This is a genomic window from Nostoc paludosum FACHB-159 (assembly GCF_014698835.1).
Taxonomy (GTDB): Bacteria; Cyanobacteriota; Cyanobacteriia; order Cyanobacteriales; family Nostocaceae; genus Nostoc; species Nostoc paludosum.
In genome coordinates, this window is sequence record NZ_JACJTU010000092.1 from 1 (window position 1) to 16180 (window position 16180).

A 16180-nucleotide genomic window follows, 5' to 3' on the forward strand; every position below is an offset into this window, starting at 1 on the left:
CTAACAAATATTACTCAGTTTATTGTATTAAATGTTTAGCATATACGTAAGAGCTTATTAGCGATCGCTCTCTAGGTGGGATCATCTCACAAAATCGCATTGCTCCCAATTAAATTCACATCTAGCATTGCCTGGAATTCAGTTCGTGGCAAGTCTGCCACAAAATAGCGGCGTTGAATACCTGCATTCGCCACTAAAATATCGATTTTGCCAAAGCTAATTAGCGTTTGCTCCACCATCTGTGCAACTGACTCTTCTTGAGTTACATCAGTTGTTAAAGCAATTGTTTTTCCACCAATCGCTTTAATTGCATCAGCACTGTGCCTGGCTAACTGCTCTGACTTATCAGCAACCACAATATGTGCGCCTTCAACAGCAAAAGCAAGGGCAATTGCCCGACCAATGCCTTTCCCACCACCTGTAACTATCACAACCTTATTTTCAAGCTGCTTTGACACTCAATAGATTCCTTTCAAAATATGTTGTCTAGTTGTCTATTACTTTACCTTGGGCTGTTAGCCGTTACATAATGTTCAGTAAATTGATTCACTTGTTCTGCTTCCACTCAATCTTGTATTCTTTCTCCACCGCCGCCAATAACTTCGCCTGCAACGCTGACAAATACGGTTTGGCTTGTTTACCCAACCCCTGCAACAGCCAATCCACAGACACGTCATGGTCTGCCACTTGATGTAACCGCCGCAATCGAAGGCATAGCTGTTGCATAAATTTACAATCATCATCTAGCAGTTCCAAGGATTTTAGGTGTTCTATCTTTACGGTATAGTCTTCATCCCAGGTTTGGATTGTGCAACTGTAATCCCCAACCTGAGTAATCACGCCCCAGCAACCGCCTTTACCTCGCAAATCTGGGTTGTCTTTGGGTAAGAGAACACAGATTTCTCCCTCTCGGTAGGGATTAGGGACTTTAGTTCGCTCTCGGATTCTGTCCACAATGTCCTTCACTACCCGACCAGAAGGAACTTTTCCACCAACTTGCTCTACGGCTTGTTGCCATACTTGTTGCTGCTCTTGTGCTTCTAATTTAGTAAGTGGGCGTACTTGTCCTTCACTAGCTGGTAAAATTTGAACCTGACCAGATTGGACTGTTGCTCCATTGTCCTCAAATTCATTTTGTGTCCAAATTGGACACATTTTTTTGAGATTGTCTACAACTTGTGCCGCTTCAATTAATCGATAAGGATGACGGCGCTCGAATCCAAATCTATCTTTGCAATATTCCTCAAACGTTTTATGCGTCGAACGGTACAATCGGCGATCGCGCAACTCCATGAGTGCTTTTCCCGCTTCATAAAAAGCGTGTTCTACTTTTCGCTCTAGACGCAGGCGATCTCTTTGTTCTTCTTCGGTCAACTCTGCAACTTCAACAGCTGCAACCTCAATTGTTGTTGAAGCTGCTTTGTCCTGTTCTTCTAATGCTGGCTTTGGTTTAGGAGAAGTTACGGCGGTGGTCTTTTTTCGAGAGGGAGAGGGGGTCATAAAGCCACCTCCGGCCCGAAGGTGGTGTTTCTGGTATTTAGTTGTGTCATCATGGGGTTAAGATTTATTTATTCATTCCCCAACCTTCATTAAGGGTTGGGGTTTTTCATGCTTTTTATATCTTTGCATTTGTCGTCAATTGCAAGACTTCAGAAACCGAACAATTTATCTTGTTTTCACTACTTGTAACCCTGATGTCAATCACTCACTATATATAGGTTATTTACTTGATTTAACTGCTTCTGTTTTCATTATCAAGCTTTCGCCACCCAGATAATTATGAAACCTATCACCAAAAAGCCTGAATTGCGCGCTCTCAAAAAGTCTGTCGTTTCACAACCATTACCCGAAGAACTGTATGCGGTTGATACCGCCGCCACTGCCGAAAGAGTCGAACAGCAACAGCCACCAGAAGAAATCGCTCATCCAGCTACAGAATATCCGGCTTACCAATCGTCGGCGCAAAGTTATCCAGTTCTACAATCGGTTGGTAACACTGGCTGGCAGGTTTCTGATATCTGGCGTGATTTGCGAGTTGATAGTTTTTCTAATTAATAATCTATCTATAGATAGTTGCAATAATTAGCGCACATATCACACATCTGTTTCAGTAGTCAGCTAAAGTGGGCTACTAATTTTTTGTTTTAGGATTCTATTGAGATTTGAAAAATTTGTAACAAGTTATCCTTATCCATTAACTCTCACAGCAGTTTTTCTCCCAAAAATGTTAGGAGATACTTTCGATACTCGTGTGTGCTGCTGTGGGATGTCGTGTAAGGCACAGCTGGTGTTGGGGTGGGGCTAGGGCGATCGCCATCCTGAGAATTTGTGCGCCTTGAGATGAGTTCCGCGTATTCTACGAATGTTTGTTATACCTATATCAATCAATGGACGGCTTCGTTTGGACGGCAGTACTCTTGTGGAACTGCATCAACATTGTTCAAGATAAACTTTTAAGAAAACAATCCACAAGACCAACTTCCTCAAGTTGATACTGTCTCTACTGATGAAGCTGTAGTTGAGCAGCAATCAGATGTGGAGGTAGAAAGCCAAAGCCAAGCCACAGAATATTTTACTCGCCATGCTCTGGTACAAGACTATCGCACACTCCAATCTGTTGGTAACTCCGGTTGGCAAGCTTCTGATATCTGGCGGGAGTTACGTGTTGATGGGTTTTGCGATTGATAACCATGTTGCAGCGATCATACCAATCAAACAGCTAGTATTAAAACTCAGCCAACCGAATTGAACTGGGTACAATCACAGTGCTTGATGTAGCCAGAGATGCTCAAGCTGATAGGACTATCTTAGCTTGGCTTGAGGCTGTATAGAATGGACTCACGATTGCAGAAGTTGCAGATGGAGTTTGTGGAGAGCAGGTTGTCGAGAACTCCTTGAAGGTTCCATTGCACAAAAACATAGACACCAACAAAAAACGTATAAAATTTACTGGGCAATATCGCTTCTAAACCACACTATTAACAGCTAATTACTGAAAAATTTGTTTCATATCTATCAGATAAGGACAACTGCTGCGACTGTCAGTTCGCTTAACTTCCAGAACAAAATCAGGAACATCCCGAAAGATATACATTTGGCTCAATCAGATTGCTATTCATTGGCTCTTAACTTCCGGGTTAAAATCAAGAACTTTTCTAGGAAGTGGTGTTATGGCACTCTATAATCTTTTTTATTTACACAGAGGATTTTCGGAAAAGTGCAAAATTGAGTCAATATTTCCTGATTAGTTACTACTGTAATTGCCACGTTTTTTAACTACATACATTTGTTATATCAATAACATATGTTATTTATAAATGACCAATTCCTTCGGACGGATAGGAAACTCTTAACAGTAAGAAAAATTTGCCCTAAATATTGGGTATAATCCCCTAATTTTATTTATGCAAAAGAGAAAAATTTATTTAAATTGTTTACAATAAGATAATATGAAATTTATCGATATATTAAATGGACAAAATAGCATAATTTTATGTTGCAACCTGGATATATTCTTCGTAAAGCGAAACCTACTGATATGTGGGCTATTGTATTTTCAATTATTAGAGCAAGACTCGATGCTTCACAGCTAAAATGGCATCAATTTTTGGTTATTGAGCATAATGGGAGCTTAGTTGCTTTCGGACAACTACGAAACTTTCAAGCTGCACAAGAATTGGGTAGTTTATTTGTTATGCCAGCTTGTCGAAATAGTGGCTTAGGAACTTTTATAATACAGCATTTAATTGCTGAATCAACTCAACCATTATACTTAAAATGTTTAGACCAACGATTAGAAAAATTTTACGCTAAAAGAGGATTTGTACCTGTCAGATTTGAGAAATTACCAACATCTCTTAAATCAAAATTTTACTTCTCCAATTTTCGGAAGAATTTCTTTAAAGCTTTTGTCGTTTTTATGAAGTATCAAGATTATAGTTGAAGTTTTTTTTGATTATTTAAGGTAGTTAAATTTATAGTTTTGCAATCTGTCTGAAAATGATAAAATTCAGGAAAATATCAAATGAAGTATAAACGTAACATTTGGTTCAATGGGACTCTAGCCTCACTACTTTTTTCTCTTTCAAGTATTTCTCCATCCCCAAGCCAAGTTAATTCAGACAGTACTCTGTCCAGCAACACAAGCATAAAATTAGAAGGCAACACCCAAATTATTGAAGGAGGAACAAGAGCAGGAAGCAACCTATTTCATAGTTTTGAGCTTTTTTCCGTGCCTACTGGAAGTACAGCTTATTTTAACAATTCTCTAGATGTTCAGAATATAATTAGTCGGGTTACAGGTAAATCTATTTCCAACATTGATGGATTAATTCGTGCTAACGGCTCGTCTAACATATTTTTCATAAATCCAAATGGTATTATTTTCGGTGAAAATGCTCGTTTGGAAATTGGTGGTTCATTTTTAGCTAGTACTGCTAATGCAATCAAATTTGCAAATAACTTAGAATTTAATGCTACAAATCCCCAAGCAATATCTCCAACGCCTCTTTTAACTATTAGTGTCCCTATTGGATTGCAATTTGAAAGAAATAATGGAGCAATTCAAATTAGAGGTCAAGGACATCAACTTATAGGGCCGCCTTTCTCTCCGCTTATTCTGAGTAATAATAAAACAGGCTTACAAGTACAGCCTGGCAAAAGTTTAGCAATTGTTGGGGGTAATGTATTTTTAGAGGGCGGTATAATAACAGCACCTGGGGGACAGCTTGAACTTGGCAGCGTTAGTGATGGCTTTGTCAGTATTAGCCCAACAACCTCTAGTTGGATTATGGGTTACAAAGATGTATCCTTTTTCAAGGACATTAGCTTATCAGAACGCGCTCTAGCTGATGTTAGTGGAACTGGTAGTGGTTCTATGCAAATACAAGGTCGTAGAATTACGCTTATAGATGGATCGCTATTTCTGAATCAGAATCAAGGACTATTAGCAGCAGGTTCAATAAGTGTAAATGCTTCTGAGTATTTAGAAGTAAGCGGCAGCGATCCAGTTGCCAGAACTGCTGGTGGTCTACGGAATGAAACTTTGGGATTTGGTAGAGCCGGTGATATTGCAGTTTCAACCAAGCAGTTGATCATTCGTAATGGAGGTCAATTAAATAGTTTAACCTTTGGTGCTGCCCCAAGCGGTAATGTAGTTATTGATGCTTCTAATTCTGTGCAATTAATTGGGGTTTCGCCTTTTAATCCTGGTGTATTTAGTACTATCAGTGCCGCTACTTTTAATTCTGGAAACACAGGTGATATTAGAGTTTCAACGGGACGATTTGTTGCTATAGACGGAGGCAATTTATCGTCTTCGACCTTTGGAACTGGTAGAGGAGGGGACGTAACTCTCAGTGCAACCGACTTGGTAGAAATAATAGGAGCTTCACCAATAACATCTCAGCCAAGTATTTTATCATCTACATCCCTTAATGCTGGCAAAGCTGGCACTTTAACTGTTAATACATCAAAATTGATCGTTGACGAAGGAGGAAGGGTTGACGCTTCCACCTTTGCAAATGGCGAGGGTGGGAGCGTTATTGTTAACGCCAACTTAGTAGAATTGATTGGCACAATAAGTGGGTCTTCAGAACCCAGTTTAATCAACGCTAGTGCAAGTATCGCCATTCCAACCCTACAAAAATTATTTAGGCTCCCTTCAGTGCCTTCTGGAAAATCTGGAGAAGTAACAGTTAATACTAATCAGCTAAATATTACAGACGGTGCGCTAATCAGCGTTAGAAATGACGGCCCCGGCAACGCTGGCACACTCCAAATTAATGCTGACAGAATCAGCATCACCAACGCTGGCGGTATTACCGCAACCACCGCGATTGGCGAGGGTGGCGACATCAGCATCAAATCGAAATTGATCCAACTGCGCTCCGGCATCATTTCTGCGACTGCGGGTACAATCGGCACCTCTGGCAACGGCGGCAACATTCGCATCGTCGCGGATATCCTGACAGCCATCGGCAACAGCGCGATTACGGCGAATGCTTTTGAAGGACGCGGGGGAAACATCCGCATCGACACCAAAGGATTTTTCGTTTCGCCTGACACACAAATCACAGCGAGTTCGGAACGTGGAATCGACGGTACGGTAAAAATCAACTTCCAAGAAAGAAATCCAAGCCAAAGCGAAGCGCAACCAGAAGCGATCGCGCAAACACCAGAAATTGTGTCAGTATGTCAAGCTTCTAGCAAAGCAGAGAGTAGCTTTGTGAATTTTGGTATCCAAGGACTGGCAGATAGTTCTGATGGACAAATAGATGATAATTCTATTTGGGAAAGGAACTTTAGCCCTGTGCAGGCGATTGATAATTCAGAGCAATCAAGCTCACTAGTAAAACAAGGACCCACAAGGATTGTAGAAGCGCAAGGGTGGGTAGTGAATGCCAACGGAGATATAGTCTTGATCGCGCAGACTGATGCACCAAGCCCCTACACTTCGGCATCTTCTACATGCGACGGACAACCTTCGATGGCGCAAGCCTCATCCCTAACAGAAACGGCACGAAAAAAATGATTAGTTTTCGATATTTGTTTAAATACCTGTTACTAGGCATTCTAGGATTATACATAGCTGTAAGTCAGCCGTCTGCGATTCTAGCTGAAGTTGCAAGCAAACAAGCACAACAGCACCAAGCAGAACTATTAAATGAAAAGGGGCAAAGGCAACTGAATCAGGGTCAGGCAGCAGAAGCTTTACAAACCTGGCAGCAAGCTACAAAATTTTACCAACAACTCAAAGATACAGAAGGAATCACTGGAACCCTGATCAATCAGAGCGTTGCACTACAAGCTATGAATTTACACCTTCAAGGTTGCAAAATACTTGTCAAAGCCCTGAAAATCGATAGTGAAATCTGTGCCATCTCAGCAGACTTATCTGATTATTCTACAAAAAGACTAGTTGAATCAGAGCTTGAAAAGCTACAAAAGCCAATATCTGTACATATACTAGGATTAAAAAATCTAGGAAATGTCTTACGTCGGTTAGGCAAATTATCTGAGTCAGAATTAGTTTTGAAAAAAACGTTATTGATTGCTCAACAATTGCCTAATTTTGATACTAGCGGAATTTTACTATCACTTAGCAACACTGAAAAATCTATTTATCAACAGGCGCGAGATAGATACATTTGGATTGAGGAACCACTTTTTAAAAAAAAAACTGTAAACTTCATTCAAGAACAAGCACACCAAGTACTGAATGATTATCAGTCGTTGATTGATACCCCAAGAATACCAATAGCAATTAGACTACAAGCGCAATTACACCGTTTGAGTCTGCTTCTAGATTTCCAAAAGTGGATAAAAGCAGAATCAAATTTGGGTAATACACAGTTAGCTGGGATTCAATCCCAAATTAATCAACAGATTCGACCTTCTGTAGAGCAAATACTGAAAATTTATTCTGCATTCTCTGAATTACCTGCTAACCAATCTGTTTATACTAAGCTGAACTTTGCCAATAGTCTCAACCAAATTCCAGACGAACAGTTACATTCAGTAGCCCTTCAATATGCAGAATCAGCTTTGCAAACAGCAAAAGCGACTGGTGAGCAGCGACTCATGTCGAATGCCTATGGCACCCTGGGCAAACTAGACAAACAACAGGTGCGATCGCGTACCTACTTGGAGCAAGCGATGAGTTTGGCCCAATCCATCCAAGCGTGGGACATAGCTTACCAGTGGCAGTGGGAATTGGGGCGACTTTATCGCCTGTCTAGGGACTTTGAAAAAGCCAATCAGTTTTATGCGGCCGCTATCAAAAATCTTGATAAAACCCGTAGTGATATTTTACTAATCAACTCAGATATTCAGTTTGCTTTTAAAGAAAAAGTTGAACCTTTATATCATGAGTATATAAGCTTGTTATTACATTTAGGTAAATCTAGTAAAGCTTATTTAAAACAAGCAATTGAGCTTCAAGAGCAATTAAATTTTGCTGAAGTAGAGAATTTTTTACGATGTGGGAGATTCCTTGAAGCTTCTGTAAATTCAAATTTTCGCCATCCAATTGAAGATTTACCTGCTATCATTTATCTAATAAAGTTAGCAGATAGAGTAGAAGTAGCTGTAAAAACTCCACAGGATATCTATCGCCATACTGTAGATTTTAATTTAGTTGAACAACCTCTTGATAACTTATTTGAGCTAGTTCAAAATTTAGATTTTATTGATACTCAAAGCTCTAACTCTCTGATTTATTCTCAAACTGTTTATCAGCTGTTATTTGAACCTATCAAGCAATACTTACCACAATCAGGAGCTTTAGGTTTTGTGCTGGACAGTTATTTTCAATCTTTACCTCTGGCGATGCTCTATGATGGTGAGCAATACTTAATAGATAAATACAATATTTCTGTAGGCTCAAGTGCTAAACAGTTACAGCAATCTCTATCACAACCAACTGAAACTTTAATTAGTGGCGTTTCTCAAATTAGCCCTAGTTTTTACAATCCAATTGTTCCGAAAAATTTACAGCCTTTGCCTCAAGTCAAAATAGAGATTGAAAATATTAAAAAAAGTAATCCTTCCACTTCTACATTAGTCGATGCTGAATTCACTAGTCAAAGCTTTAAGCAAATCAATGAAAATAATTCTTTTTCGGTGATTCATTTAAGCACTCATGCTCAGTTTAGCTCTGACATCGAGCAAACCTTCGTTTTAGCTTGGGATACCCCTCTTAACGTTAAAGATTTAAAATTTTTAGTACAAAACAAAAGTAGCCTTGATTTGCTTGTTTTGAGCGCTTGCCAAACTGCAAAGGGTGATAGACGCTCGTTCTTAGGTATCGCTGGTATGGCTGCACAAGCTGGAGCGCGTGGTATATTAGCAAGTTTGTGGCTAGTGGATGCTGAGTCTACCATTCAACTGATGAGTAAATTTTATGACGGACTGAAACACGGACTCACGAAAGCAGAAGCATTAAGGCTTGCACAATTGAGTCTGTCAAAAAGTGATAAGTATTTCCACCCATATTACTGGGCTGGTTTTATCCTCGTTGGTGGATAAATATACTGTCTAGCAATTTCAATTCCTGCTTGTGCTTTAGCTGATTCCAGAGCATTATTGCCTCTTTGGGCTAATGCCTTCGCTCGACTATATGCCTTAGAAGCTGGTTGAGCTAAATTTGCTATCAAGTAGCGATCGCCCAATAATCGATAGATAGTAGGATTCTTTGAACCTGCTTTTACTCTAGCATTCAAAACTTTAATTGAATTATCCACCAAGTTCTGTGCCTCATACACAGCATCCATATCTATCGCTGATTCATCTGGGGACTGTTTGAGGGTTGTAAGAATATTAATTGTCTTTGCTACTTCCTGTGTCTTGGCAGTAGGCAACAATAATAAAGCTGAGGAACTGGCATTAAGCGGCTCATCCCCTCGCATAGCAATTATGTTTACGGCGTAAACATTTCCTGGTTTCATAGCTGGCTTATCTTGTGGATATGGCAGACTATTACCTTCGACTACAACTTCCCAATTCACGCCTATACCTTTAACCTGCACCAGATAACTACTAGCCGTGCTTGTGGTAGACCATGACAGTATCGGGCGAGGATTCATGATTACTACCCCATACGGGGTAATCAAGCTCGGTGCATTTTCTTCATTTGGGCCTTTGGGGTTGATACAGTTTCTCCCAGCAAGCATGGTACATCCCCTGCGTTCTCTATTTGAGAGTGGTGAACAATGCTTGCCTACAAGATCACTAGAGATTTCTAAAATATTTCCTTTTAAATAGCAGAAAATTTTTACTGTTCCTCCATTGAGTGCGGTTACTTTATCTTCTTGGCATAATTTAGTCAGGGGTTGATAGTGAATATCGCCACTGATAACTTTAGCTATAGGTTCACACGAACGCTCTTGTGAAGTAATCCTTACTACTTGCTGTCCCCATACATTACCCAGATTCATCAAAAATAATGTTGATATAATTACTGCAACTCGAAGCTTCATATTTTTATTGACTATTTTATTTGCTTTGCCAAATTAACATTAATATAAATAGCTTATTTAATTACTGATTCATAATCAATTTTTTTTGAAAATACGGCTTAGCACTTCTTCTCTCCACTTTTGGATTTCTGGTAAATATTCTCTATCTGTTCTTGCCAGTAAGCACATCTCCCAATAACTACTTGCATAATCTAATTGTTCCAGTGCTTCTTTTGTTTTTGCCAGCAAGCAATATACATCTACTCTTTGTGAATCTAATTCAAATGCTTTTTGCAAGTATTTATCTGCTTCGGAGTAATCTTTTTGCATTAATCTTGACCATCCTAAATTTTTATACAGTGCTGCTCTCCATTGATTATAAGAATCTGGAGTATTATTTAATCCTTCAATTGCCAGTTGTGCCGCTTCAGAATATTTACCTTGTAAATTCTTCAGTCTAGATAAATTATTAACGGCGTTGGTAGCTTGGTTATTACTATATTGAATTGCTAACCTATATTGTTTTTCTGCTAAATCATATTTATTTTGCGTTTCATAAAAATTACCTAAGTTATAATGCCCCTCCCAAATATTAGGTTTCAGCTTAAAAAGTTCCTCATAAGCTTTTGTTACACAATCTATATCTTGTAGTAATTGACAAGCAACTGCTAAATTGTTGTATGAATCTACATCTTTTGGATTATATTTAATTGCTAAGCTATAATATTTCTTTTCTGAGTTTAAATCATCTTTCGTCCGTCCGGCTTTATCAAAATAGAATTGAGAAATTTGAACGCTGAGTTCAGGACGAATTTTTACAGCTTGGTCAAAATAACTTTGTGCTTTTTGAGAATTATTAGCAGCTTCTAACTTTTGCCCTTCAGCAACTAAATTTTTAGCATACGCTGGTAAACCTATTTTATAAATCCCCAAAGTAATCAAGCTAGCAGATGCAATGAGTACACCAGATATGAACGTTTTAGACCTTGTTACCCTATAAACTTTACTTTGGCGAGGAAGTATTTTCAACCGCTGTAAAATAACTTCAGTAGTGGCTGGACGCTGGCCTGGCACAGGAGCCATTAACTCATCAAGAAAATCAGCCAAGGGTTTGTCAATCTGTTGTGCTTTATTTCTCCATATTAAATTTCCTGTTTTCTGATCTGTCGGCAGACGCATCAATGGAGTCCCAGTAACTAAACGTACAAAAGTCCGACCTAAAGCATAGAAATCTGACTGAGGTACTGCTTTACCATGAACTTGCTCTAGTGGTGTGTAATAATGTGAAACTACACTTGTAATTTCATAGTTTCCTATTCTTGTCTCAGTTCCTCCACTTCCACTAACTTTAGCTAAATACGTGTCAGTTATTCGTCGTGCAGTCCCAAAATCAATTAATGCTAGTTGCCAATTTGGTTGAAGAATTATATTTGCAGGTTTAATATCTCTGTGAAAAAATTCGGTGCGGTGGACTACATCAAGTATTTCAACTAACTGTCGTAACCATTCTAATGCTAAAGATTGTGAAATTGGCTCATGAGATTTTATCCATTCTTCCAAATTTTGCCCCTCAAATTTATCCATAACTAAGCAATGAAGTGTTAAATGACTGTTGTTGGGAACAAAAGTGAATAAGTCATCTAAGGTATTACTTTCAGGAGTATTCGGATGTTGGATTAATTGTAAGGCAAGGGATTCTCGCTCAATTAACTGAACTAATTCAGGCGAACTCCATTTCAAAACTTTCATAACTCGCCGTTTATCCACAGGGTTCCATTTTGTCCCAGCATCATCTACTTCAAAAATTTCATTGCGGGTAAAAGGATTTTCAGTAAGTTCTCTCAATGGTTTGAGTAGGCGAATCCGATCATTAATCAGTAGCGAAGTACCACAGCAGAGACATCTTTCAACATTGTCAGGATTTTGGCGTTGCTCACAAAGAGGGTTTATACAGTAAATCACATTCGTACAATCCTTTCTGATCCCAATGGCAAGAAAACCATCATTTGAGAATTTCGGAGGTCACAAAATTTCTCAAAGAAAGGGGATGAAATCTTTGTGACAACTCTTGGAGCAAGACAATTAATCTGAACTTCCCCCCAAGCAAAAAGAGCTAACTGTTATCCAGACCGACTTTCAACGTTTTTCGCTTCGCTCTTACTGGGTACAAATTGTCAAAGGAGCTTGCAGAGCGAACTTGAGGCGTTGACCCCCAATTTTTAGCTTACCGCAGTTGTACCAATAGTTCCAGGGCTTACATGGGTACACTAATATCTGCGCTCAAACCCAGATTGCTTACAGAGCAAAGATTTAAGGGCTATTTAGTACATTTGCACCGGGGGAAGTTCAGATTAATGACCAAATATTAAAATCTAATCGTTTTCTTGGCAGAGGTTGAATTAATTTTAATCTATAAAATATATTTTATTAACAAAATAGTACATGCACTGTTTCTAAGGTAGAGAGACTTGCCAGTAGGAATATGTTTAATACGGTCGAATCTTCAGATTTTACAATATAAGTATTAAGTATTATCACTGTCAAAAATCTAAAATACATATTAAATTTTAAGTAACTTATTTTACTTCATTTAGTTATGTAAGTAAAAAAAAGCCTGATTTTTGAGTATTTTAACAATTCTTAACAAAACGCTACAAAATTACACTTACTTAGCTTGTACGAAAAAATAGCACGCTAATTACTTAATTTTTATTTACATCATACTCTATAAAATAAATTTAGAGAAATTTCGCCAATGGCATTCCACAAGTAAGTAGAAGTGTAGATATCTTGCGCTTTTTGCAGCAATTAGCAATCAAATTAGATACTTTCTTCCGAAAGATGTAGCTATATATAGAGAAATACAGTATTATTAAGTCTGATCTAATACGCTCTTTAAACAAAAACTAATTCACAAAAAATTTTTTGCAGGTGTTTAATACGGTAACACGCAGTTGTAGTTATGAATTTTAACGCTGCCCACAAATTCAGTTCACCAGTCTCTTCCTCTCCTTTAGATGTAGTAGACGAGTGTCTGAAGCAAAGATACTCCACAACGGTACCTTTTGATAAAGCTTTAGCTATAGCAAATGACTTGGTGTTTGCTAAAAGAGGCAGATACTTAACTGAACCTGAGATTACTGTTATGAAGGGAGCGTGGAATAACCGGGACTACGAGGAAATAGCAGAAAAATCACGTTTCAGCGTTAATTATTTACAACGAGGTGTAGCTACTCGGTTATTTGATATACTCACAAAAACAATTGGAAATGGTGAAAAGGTTAGCAAAAAGAACCTGCGAAATTTTTTGGAGCAACTTACTGAAGAGTATGATGCTCAATTTACGTCACAAACAGGGCAAAGCCTCTTTTCTCATAACTTGGGACAAGTTATAGGAGGACAACCGCCTGACATATCTAATTTTTTGGGGCGAACAAACGAACTAGAACTTTTAAAAGAATTAATAACTAAGCAACGATGTATAGCACTAGTTGGAGTAGCGGGAATTGGCAAAACTACTCTAGCCGCAAAACTAATAGCAGAACTTAGTGTAGAAGCTCAACCTACTTTTGATTGCTTGGTTTGGAAATCTGTCGCCCATGCGCCATCGGTTCATGACTTAGTTACTGATCTACTAGAACTATTTAATCCTTCAGAACCTAAGTCTAACTGGCCTGAATATACTCAAGCAATGATTACAGTATTGCTTAAGCAGTTACAATCTCGTCGCTATCTGATTGTATTAGATGAATTTGAAGCTTTATTTCAGACAAACAATTTAGCACAACGACTGGATTACAGGCTATTTATTCGTCGTCTGGTAGAAGAACAACATCAAAGCTGTTTGCTTCTAACGAGTCGAGTCCTACTTAATGATCTGCATGATTTAATAGCAGCTAAACGACCTCTTCAATTTTTTAAAATTCAAGGTCTTGATCCAGATGCAGCGATGCAGTTTTTATCTAGTAAGGGATTAACAGATAAGGAGAATTGCCATAGCTTGATTGAAACATATAGAGGGAATCCTTCAGAACTTGAAGCTTTAGTGGAGAGGATTAACCATTTTTTCGCTGGTAGTACTGAAAAATTTCTTGAAAATGAAACAACACTTGTTAGTAGTAAAATTGAAACAATGCTCACTCATGTGTTTAGTCAAATTTTAACGGAAATTGAGCGAACAATTTTAATTCATATAGCAGAAGAAATAGTTTCAAAGTCTCAAACCCTTAACTTTACTACATTGTTGAATAATCTTAAAGAAAGAAAAAAAATCCTTGTATCAACTTTCGATTTGATTAAAGCATTAGAAAAACTTGAAAGACAATCCTTAATTGAGAGTACCAAAGACCCAGTTACAAAAGAAATTAGTTTTACTATTCAACCAGTAATTAAGAAGTACATTCTAACAGATCCACAAGGATTGGTGCATGTTTCTGATACTTTACCAACATTAGCAAATGCATCTTAACAGGGATATCTATGATTACAGGAAAACTAGAAGTTACAATCAAAATTAACGAACTGCCGCAAGCCATAACTGTAGAAAACGGTTGGCAACAGTTCGAGATTGACTGCGATGGACGCATCATTACCATTACAGTCAAGCCTAAGATTTGGAAGAAACTGACCGATGCTGCTAAAAATTACCCACTGTGGATAGCAGCGATTGCGGGTAAACTCGGTCAGCAGACTGATAGCGGGTTAGTGTTAGATGAACCCAATATACAAGTTTTCGAGCGCAAACCCAAGGAGGCAACAGCAACGCAGGGGGCTGCTTGAGAAAAACCCTTGCCCAGCAGGGCAGGACAAACAAAAGTTCACAAATATGGAGGAGGTTCAAGCAAAAAATCAGAATCTTGTAAGATGCTAGAACACCACAATTCAAGTAAGATCGAGCTTATGGTTACATTCAGTTCCGAATGGAGGTATTTATACAAATTCAAAATTTAAAGGACAAAACGCACTAAGGAGTGACGCTTTGTCCAGAGTCAGAACAATTGAATAATTTCAGAGCGGGGTTCATCTCTAGGCAACCGAGAAAGTGGCAGTTAAAGTTTGGCGACTTCTCCACAGACTGGTTAGGAGAGATTTAGCTCACGCTACTGTACTAAACCCATTATACTTGGGTGCGACAGAAAATATGTTAATTCTGGCGTCGTGTTTTGGCGTCTTGGCAAAAAATTTAATTTTCGCCAAAGTTTGCTTGCAAAATACTAAAGTGTAGTAGCGCTCAGGAGCGCGATCGCTTATCAGTCATCAGTTATCAGTAGGGAAAATCCTTGATAGCTGTGAACTGATAGCTTTAGGCTGATTCAACCCTCTCTGATGGTGAAAACCAACAATCAGAGGAAAAATCGTGAAAAATGAATGCTTAACACAGATAACTCCCGCACCCTCAAAACTTTGGGAGTGGCTCTTCAACAACATTGAAACCGCAAGAATTGAGAAACACTCGGTGGGAGTGTGGTTAGAAAATCTGAGAGTGATGACAGGAAAAGCAATTGTCATCACGAGCGAGTGCTGGTCAGATTACGGGTTGCTTTTGGGTGCAAAAGAACATTTGCTTTCACTAGTGCAAGAACTAGAACCTAATTTAGGGCTAGTGATTATCATGTCGCCCGATTTTCTTTTAGCGGGCGTTGTGGTTGTGCAAACTGGAGAAACGATAGCCTTTACCAGAGGACTAGCTACATCAAAGGCGTGTGGTGAGGTGTATTTTGGTTTAACTGGGGAGCAGAGTTATGAAAAATAACTCTGTATCCCCGCCTGAAGCAGTTGTCTACCCTAACAACCTAATAGCCGCTTCTTACCATGAGTTAGCAGTTGGTAGTGCTATCCACCCTGCCCTAATCGAGCGCAACTTCTTCCACATTGAAGGAGATGCAGTTTACGACTACCTATTTATCAGTGACAAAATCCCCCGGAAAAATGCAGGTCGAGTCACAGATGGATACTTAAAACTATACGAGCATCTCCTGGCTGGAGCGACTAGAATTGGTTCGCTTGACCCGTACAACCATTGGTTGCCGATGGAATGGGGACGGATAAAGCCCAACTTCCCGCGCATGGATTGGGAAAAAGGAAAACCTGTTAAGTATGAGTCACCCCCCAAAACGCCTAACCGAGTCACATACTTTGATGTGCCCAATTGTATTTGGGATAAGGTCGCACTACGGTATAGCATTAAGCGATATCACTCACCCCTGGCACTGCGATTACAAAAT

12 protein-coding genes and 1 pseudogene are annotated in these 16180 nt (G+C 38.9%); 9 read left to right on the forward strand and 4 right to left on the reverse strand.

The features are described from left to right. Positions 1–86: 86 nt before the first annotated feature. Both H6H03_RS37255 and H6H03_RS37260 read right to left on the reverse strand, forming a co-directional pair. Positions 87–458: an SDR family NAD(P)-dependent oxidoreductase gene (locus H6H03_RS37255; RefSeq protein ID WP_313932026.1), complete on the reverse strand. Its 372-nt coding sequence runs from the start codon at positions 456–458 to the stop codon at positions 87–89. A gap of 88 nt (positions 459–546) precedes the next feature. Continuing rightward, entirely contained in the window at positions 547–1500 is a 954-nt protein-coding gene (locus H6H03_RS37260; protein WP_190960031.1) for a hypothetical protein, read from the reverse strand. 279 nt (positions 1501–1779) lie between these two features. Here H6H03_RS37260 and H6H03_RS37265 point away from each other — a divergent pair, with 279 nt between their 5' ends. From H6H03_RS37265 to H6H03_RS37285, 5 genes are all read left to right on the forward strand, one after another. After that, positions 1780–2055, forward strand: a complete 276-nt coding sequence (locus tag H6H03_RS37265) for a hypothetical protein (RefSeq protein ID WP_190960032.1) — start codon at positions 1780–1782, stop codon at positions 2053–2055. Positions 2056–2535: 480 nt separating this feature from the next. Further along, positions 2536–2685 (forward strand): hypothetical protein, encoded by a 150-nt coding sequence (locus H6H03_RS37270; RefSeq protein ID WP_190960041.1) that lies wholly within the window; start codon positions 2536–2538, stop codon positions 2683–2685. An 808-nt stretch (positions 2686–3493) separates the two neighbouring features. Continuing rightward, positions 3494–3943 carry a GNAT family N-acetyltransferase gene (locus tag H6H03_RS37275; RefSeq protein ID WP_190960033.1) on the forward strand — a complete coding sequence of 150 codons (450 nt, stop codon included), beginning with the start codon at positions 3494–3496 and terminating at the stop codon, positions 3941–3943. Positions 3944–4024: 81 nt separating this feature from the next. Next, positions 4025–6532 carry a two-partner secretion domain-containing protein gene (locus H6H03_RS37280; protein WP_190960034.1) on the forward strand — a complete coding sequence of 836 codons (2508 nt, stop codon included), beginning with the start codon at positions 4025–4027 and terminating at the stop codon, positions 6530–6532. Further along, entirely contained in the window at positions 6529–9027 is a 2499-nt protein-coding gene (locus H6H03_RS37285; protein WP_190960035.1) for a CHAT domain-containing protein, read from the forward strand. Before H6H03_RS37280 ends, H6H03_RS37285 begins: the two co-directional genes overlap by 4 nt. Here the strand turns inward: H6H03_RS37285 and H6H03_RS37290 are convergent. Continuing rightward, positions 8994–9977 (reverse strand): hypothetical protein, encoded by a 984-nt coding sequence (locus H6H03_RS37290; protein WP_190960036.1) that lies wholly within the window; start codon positions 9975–9977, stop codon positions 8994–8996. The two genes, H6H03_RS37285 and H6H03_RS37290, sit on opposite strands and share 34 nt — an antisense overlap. A gap of 75 nt (positions 9978–10052) precedes the next feature. Beyond that, complete coding sequence (locus H6H03_RS37295) at positions 10053–11918, reverse strand: protein kinase domain-containing protein (RefSeq protein ID WP_190960037.1); 1866 nt, start codon at positions 11916–11918, stop codon at positions 10053–10055. Between the two features lie 1000 nt (positions 11919–12918). On the opposite strand from H6H03_RS37295, the gene H6H03_RS37300 reads away from it, so the two are divergent. The 4 genes and pseudogenes from H6H03_RS37300 to H6H03_RS37315 form a co-directional block, all read left to right on the forward strand. Continuing rightward, on the forward strand, positions 12919–14424 hold the full coding sequence (locus H6H03_RS37300; protein ID WP_190960038.1) for an NB-ARC domain-containing protein: 1506 nt from the start codon (positions 12919–12921) through the stop codon (positions 14422–14424). 11 nt (positions 14425–14435) lie between these two features. Further along, positions 14436–14735, forward strand: coding sequence for a fertility inhibition FinO-like protein (locus H6H03_RS37305; RefSeq protein ID WP_190960039.1), 300 nt, complete (start codon positions 14436–14438; stop codon positions 14733–14735). 577 nt (positions 14736–15312) lie between these two features. Then, positions 15313–15708 carry a hypothetical protein gene (locus H6H03_RS37310; RefSeq protein ID WP_190960040.1) on the forward strand — a complete coding sequence of 132 codons (396 nt, stop codon included), beginning with the start codon at positions 15313–15315 and terminating at the stop codon, positions 15706–15708. Then, positions 15698–16180: pseudogene (locus H6H03_RS37315) on the forward strand (bifunctional DNA primase/helicase); the annotation flags it as partial. The gene H6H03_RS37310 and the pseudogene H6H03_RS37315, both read left to right, overlap by 11 nt.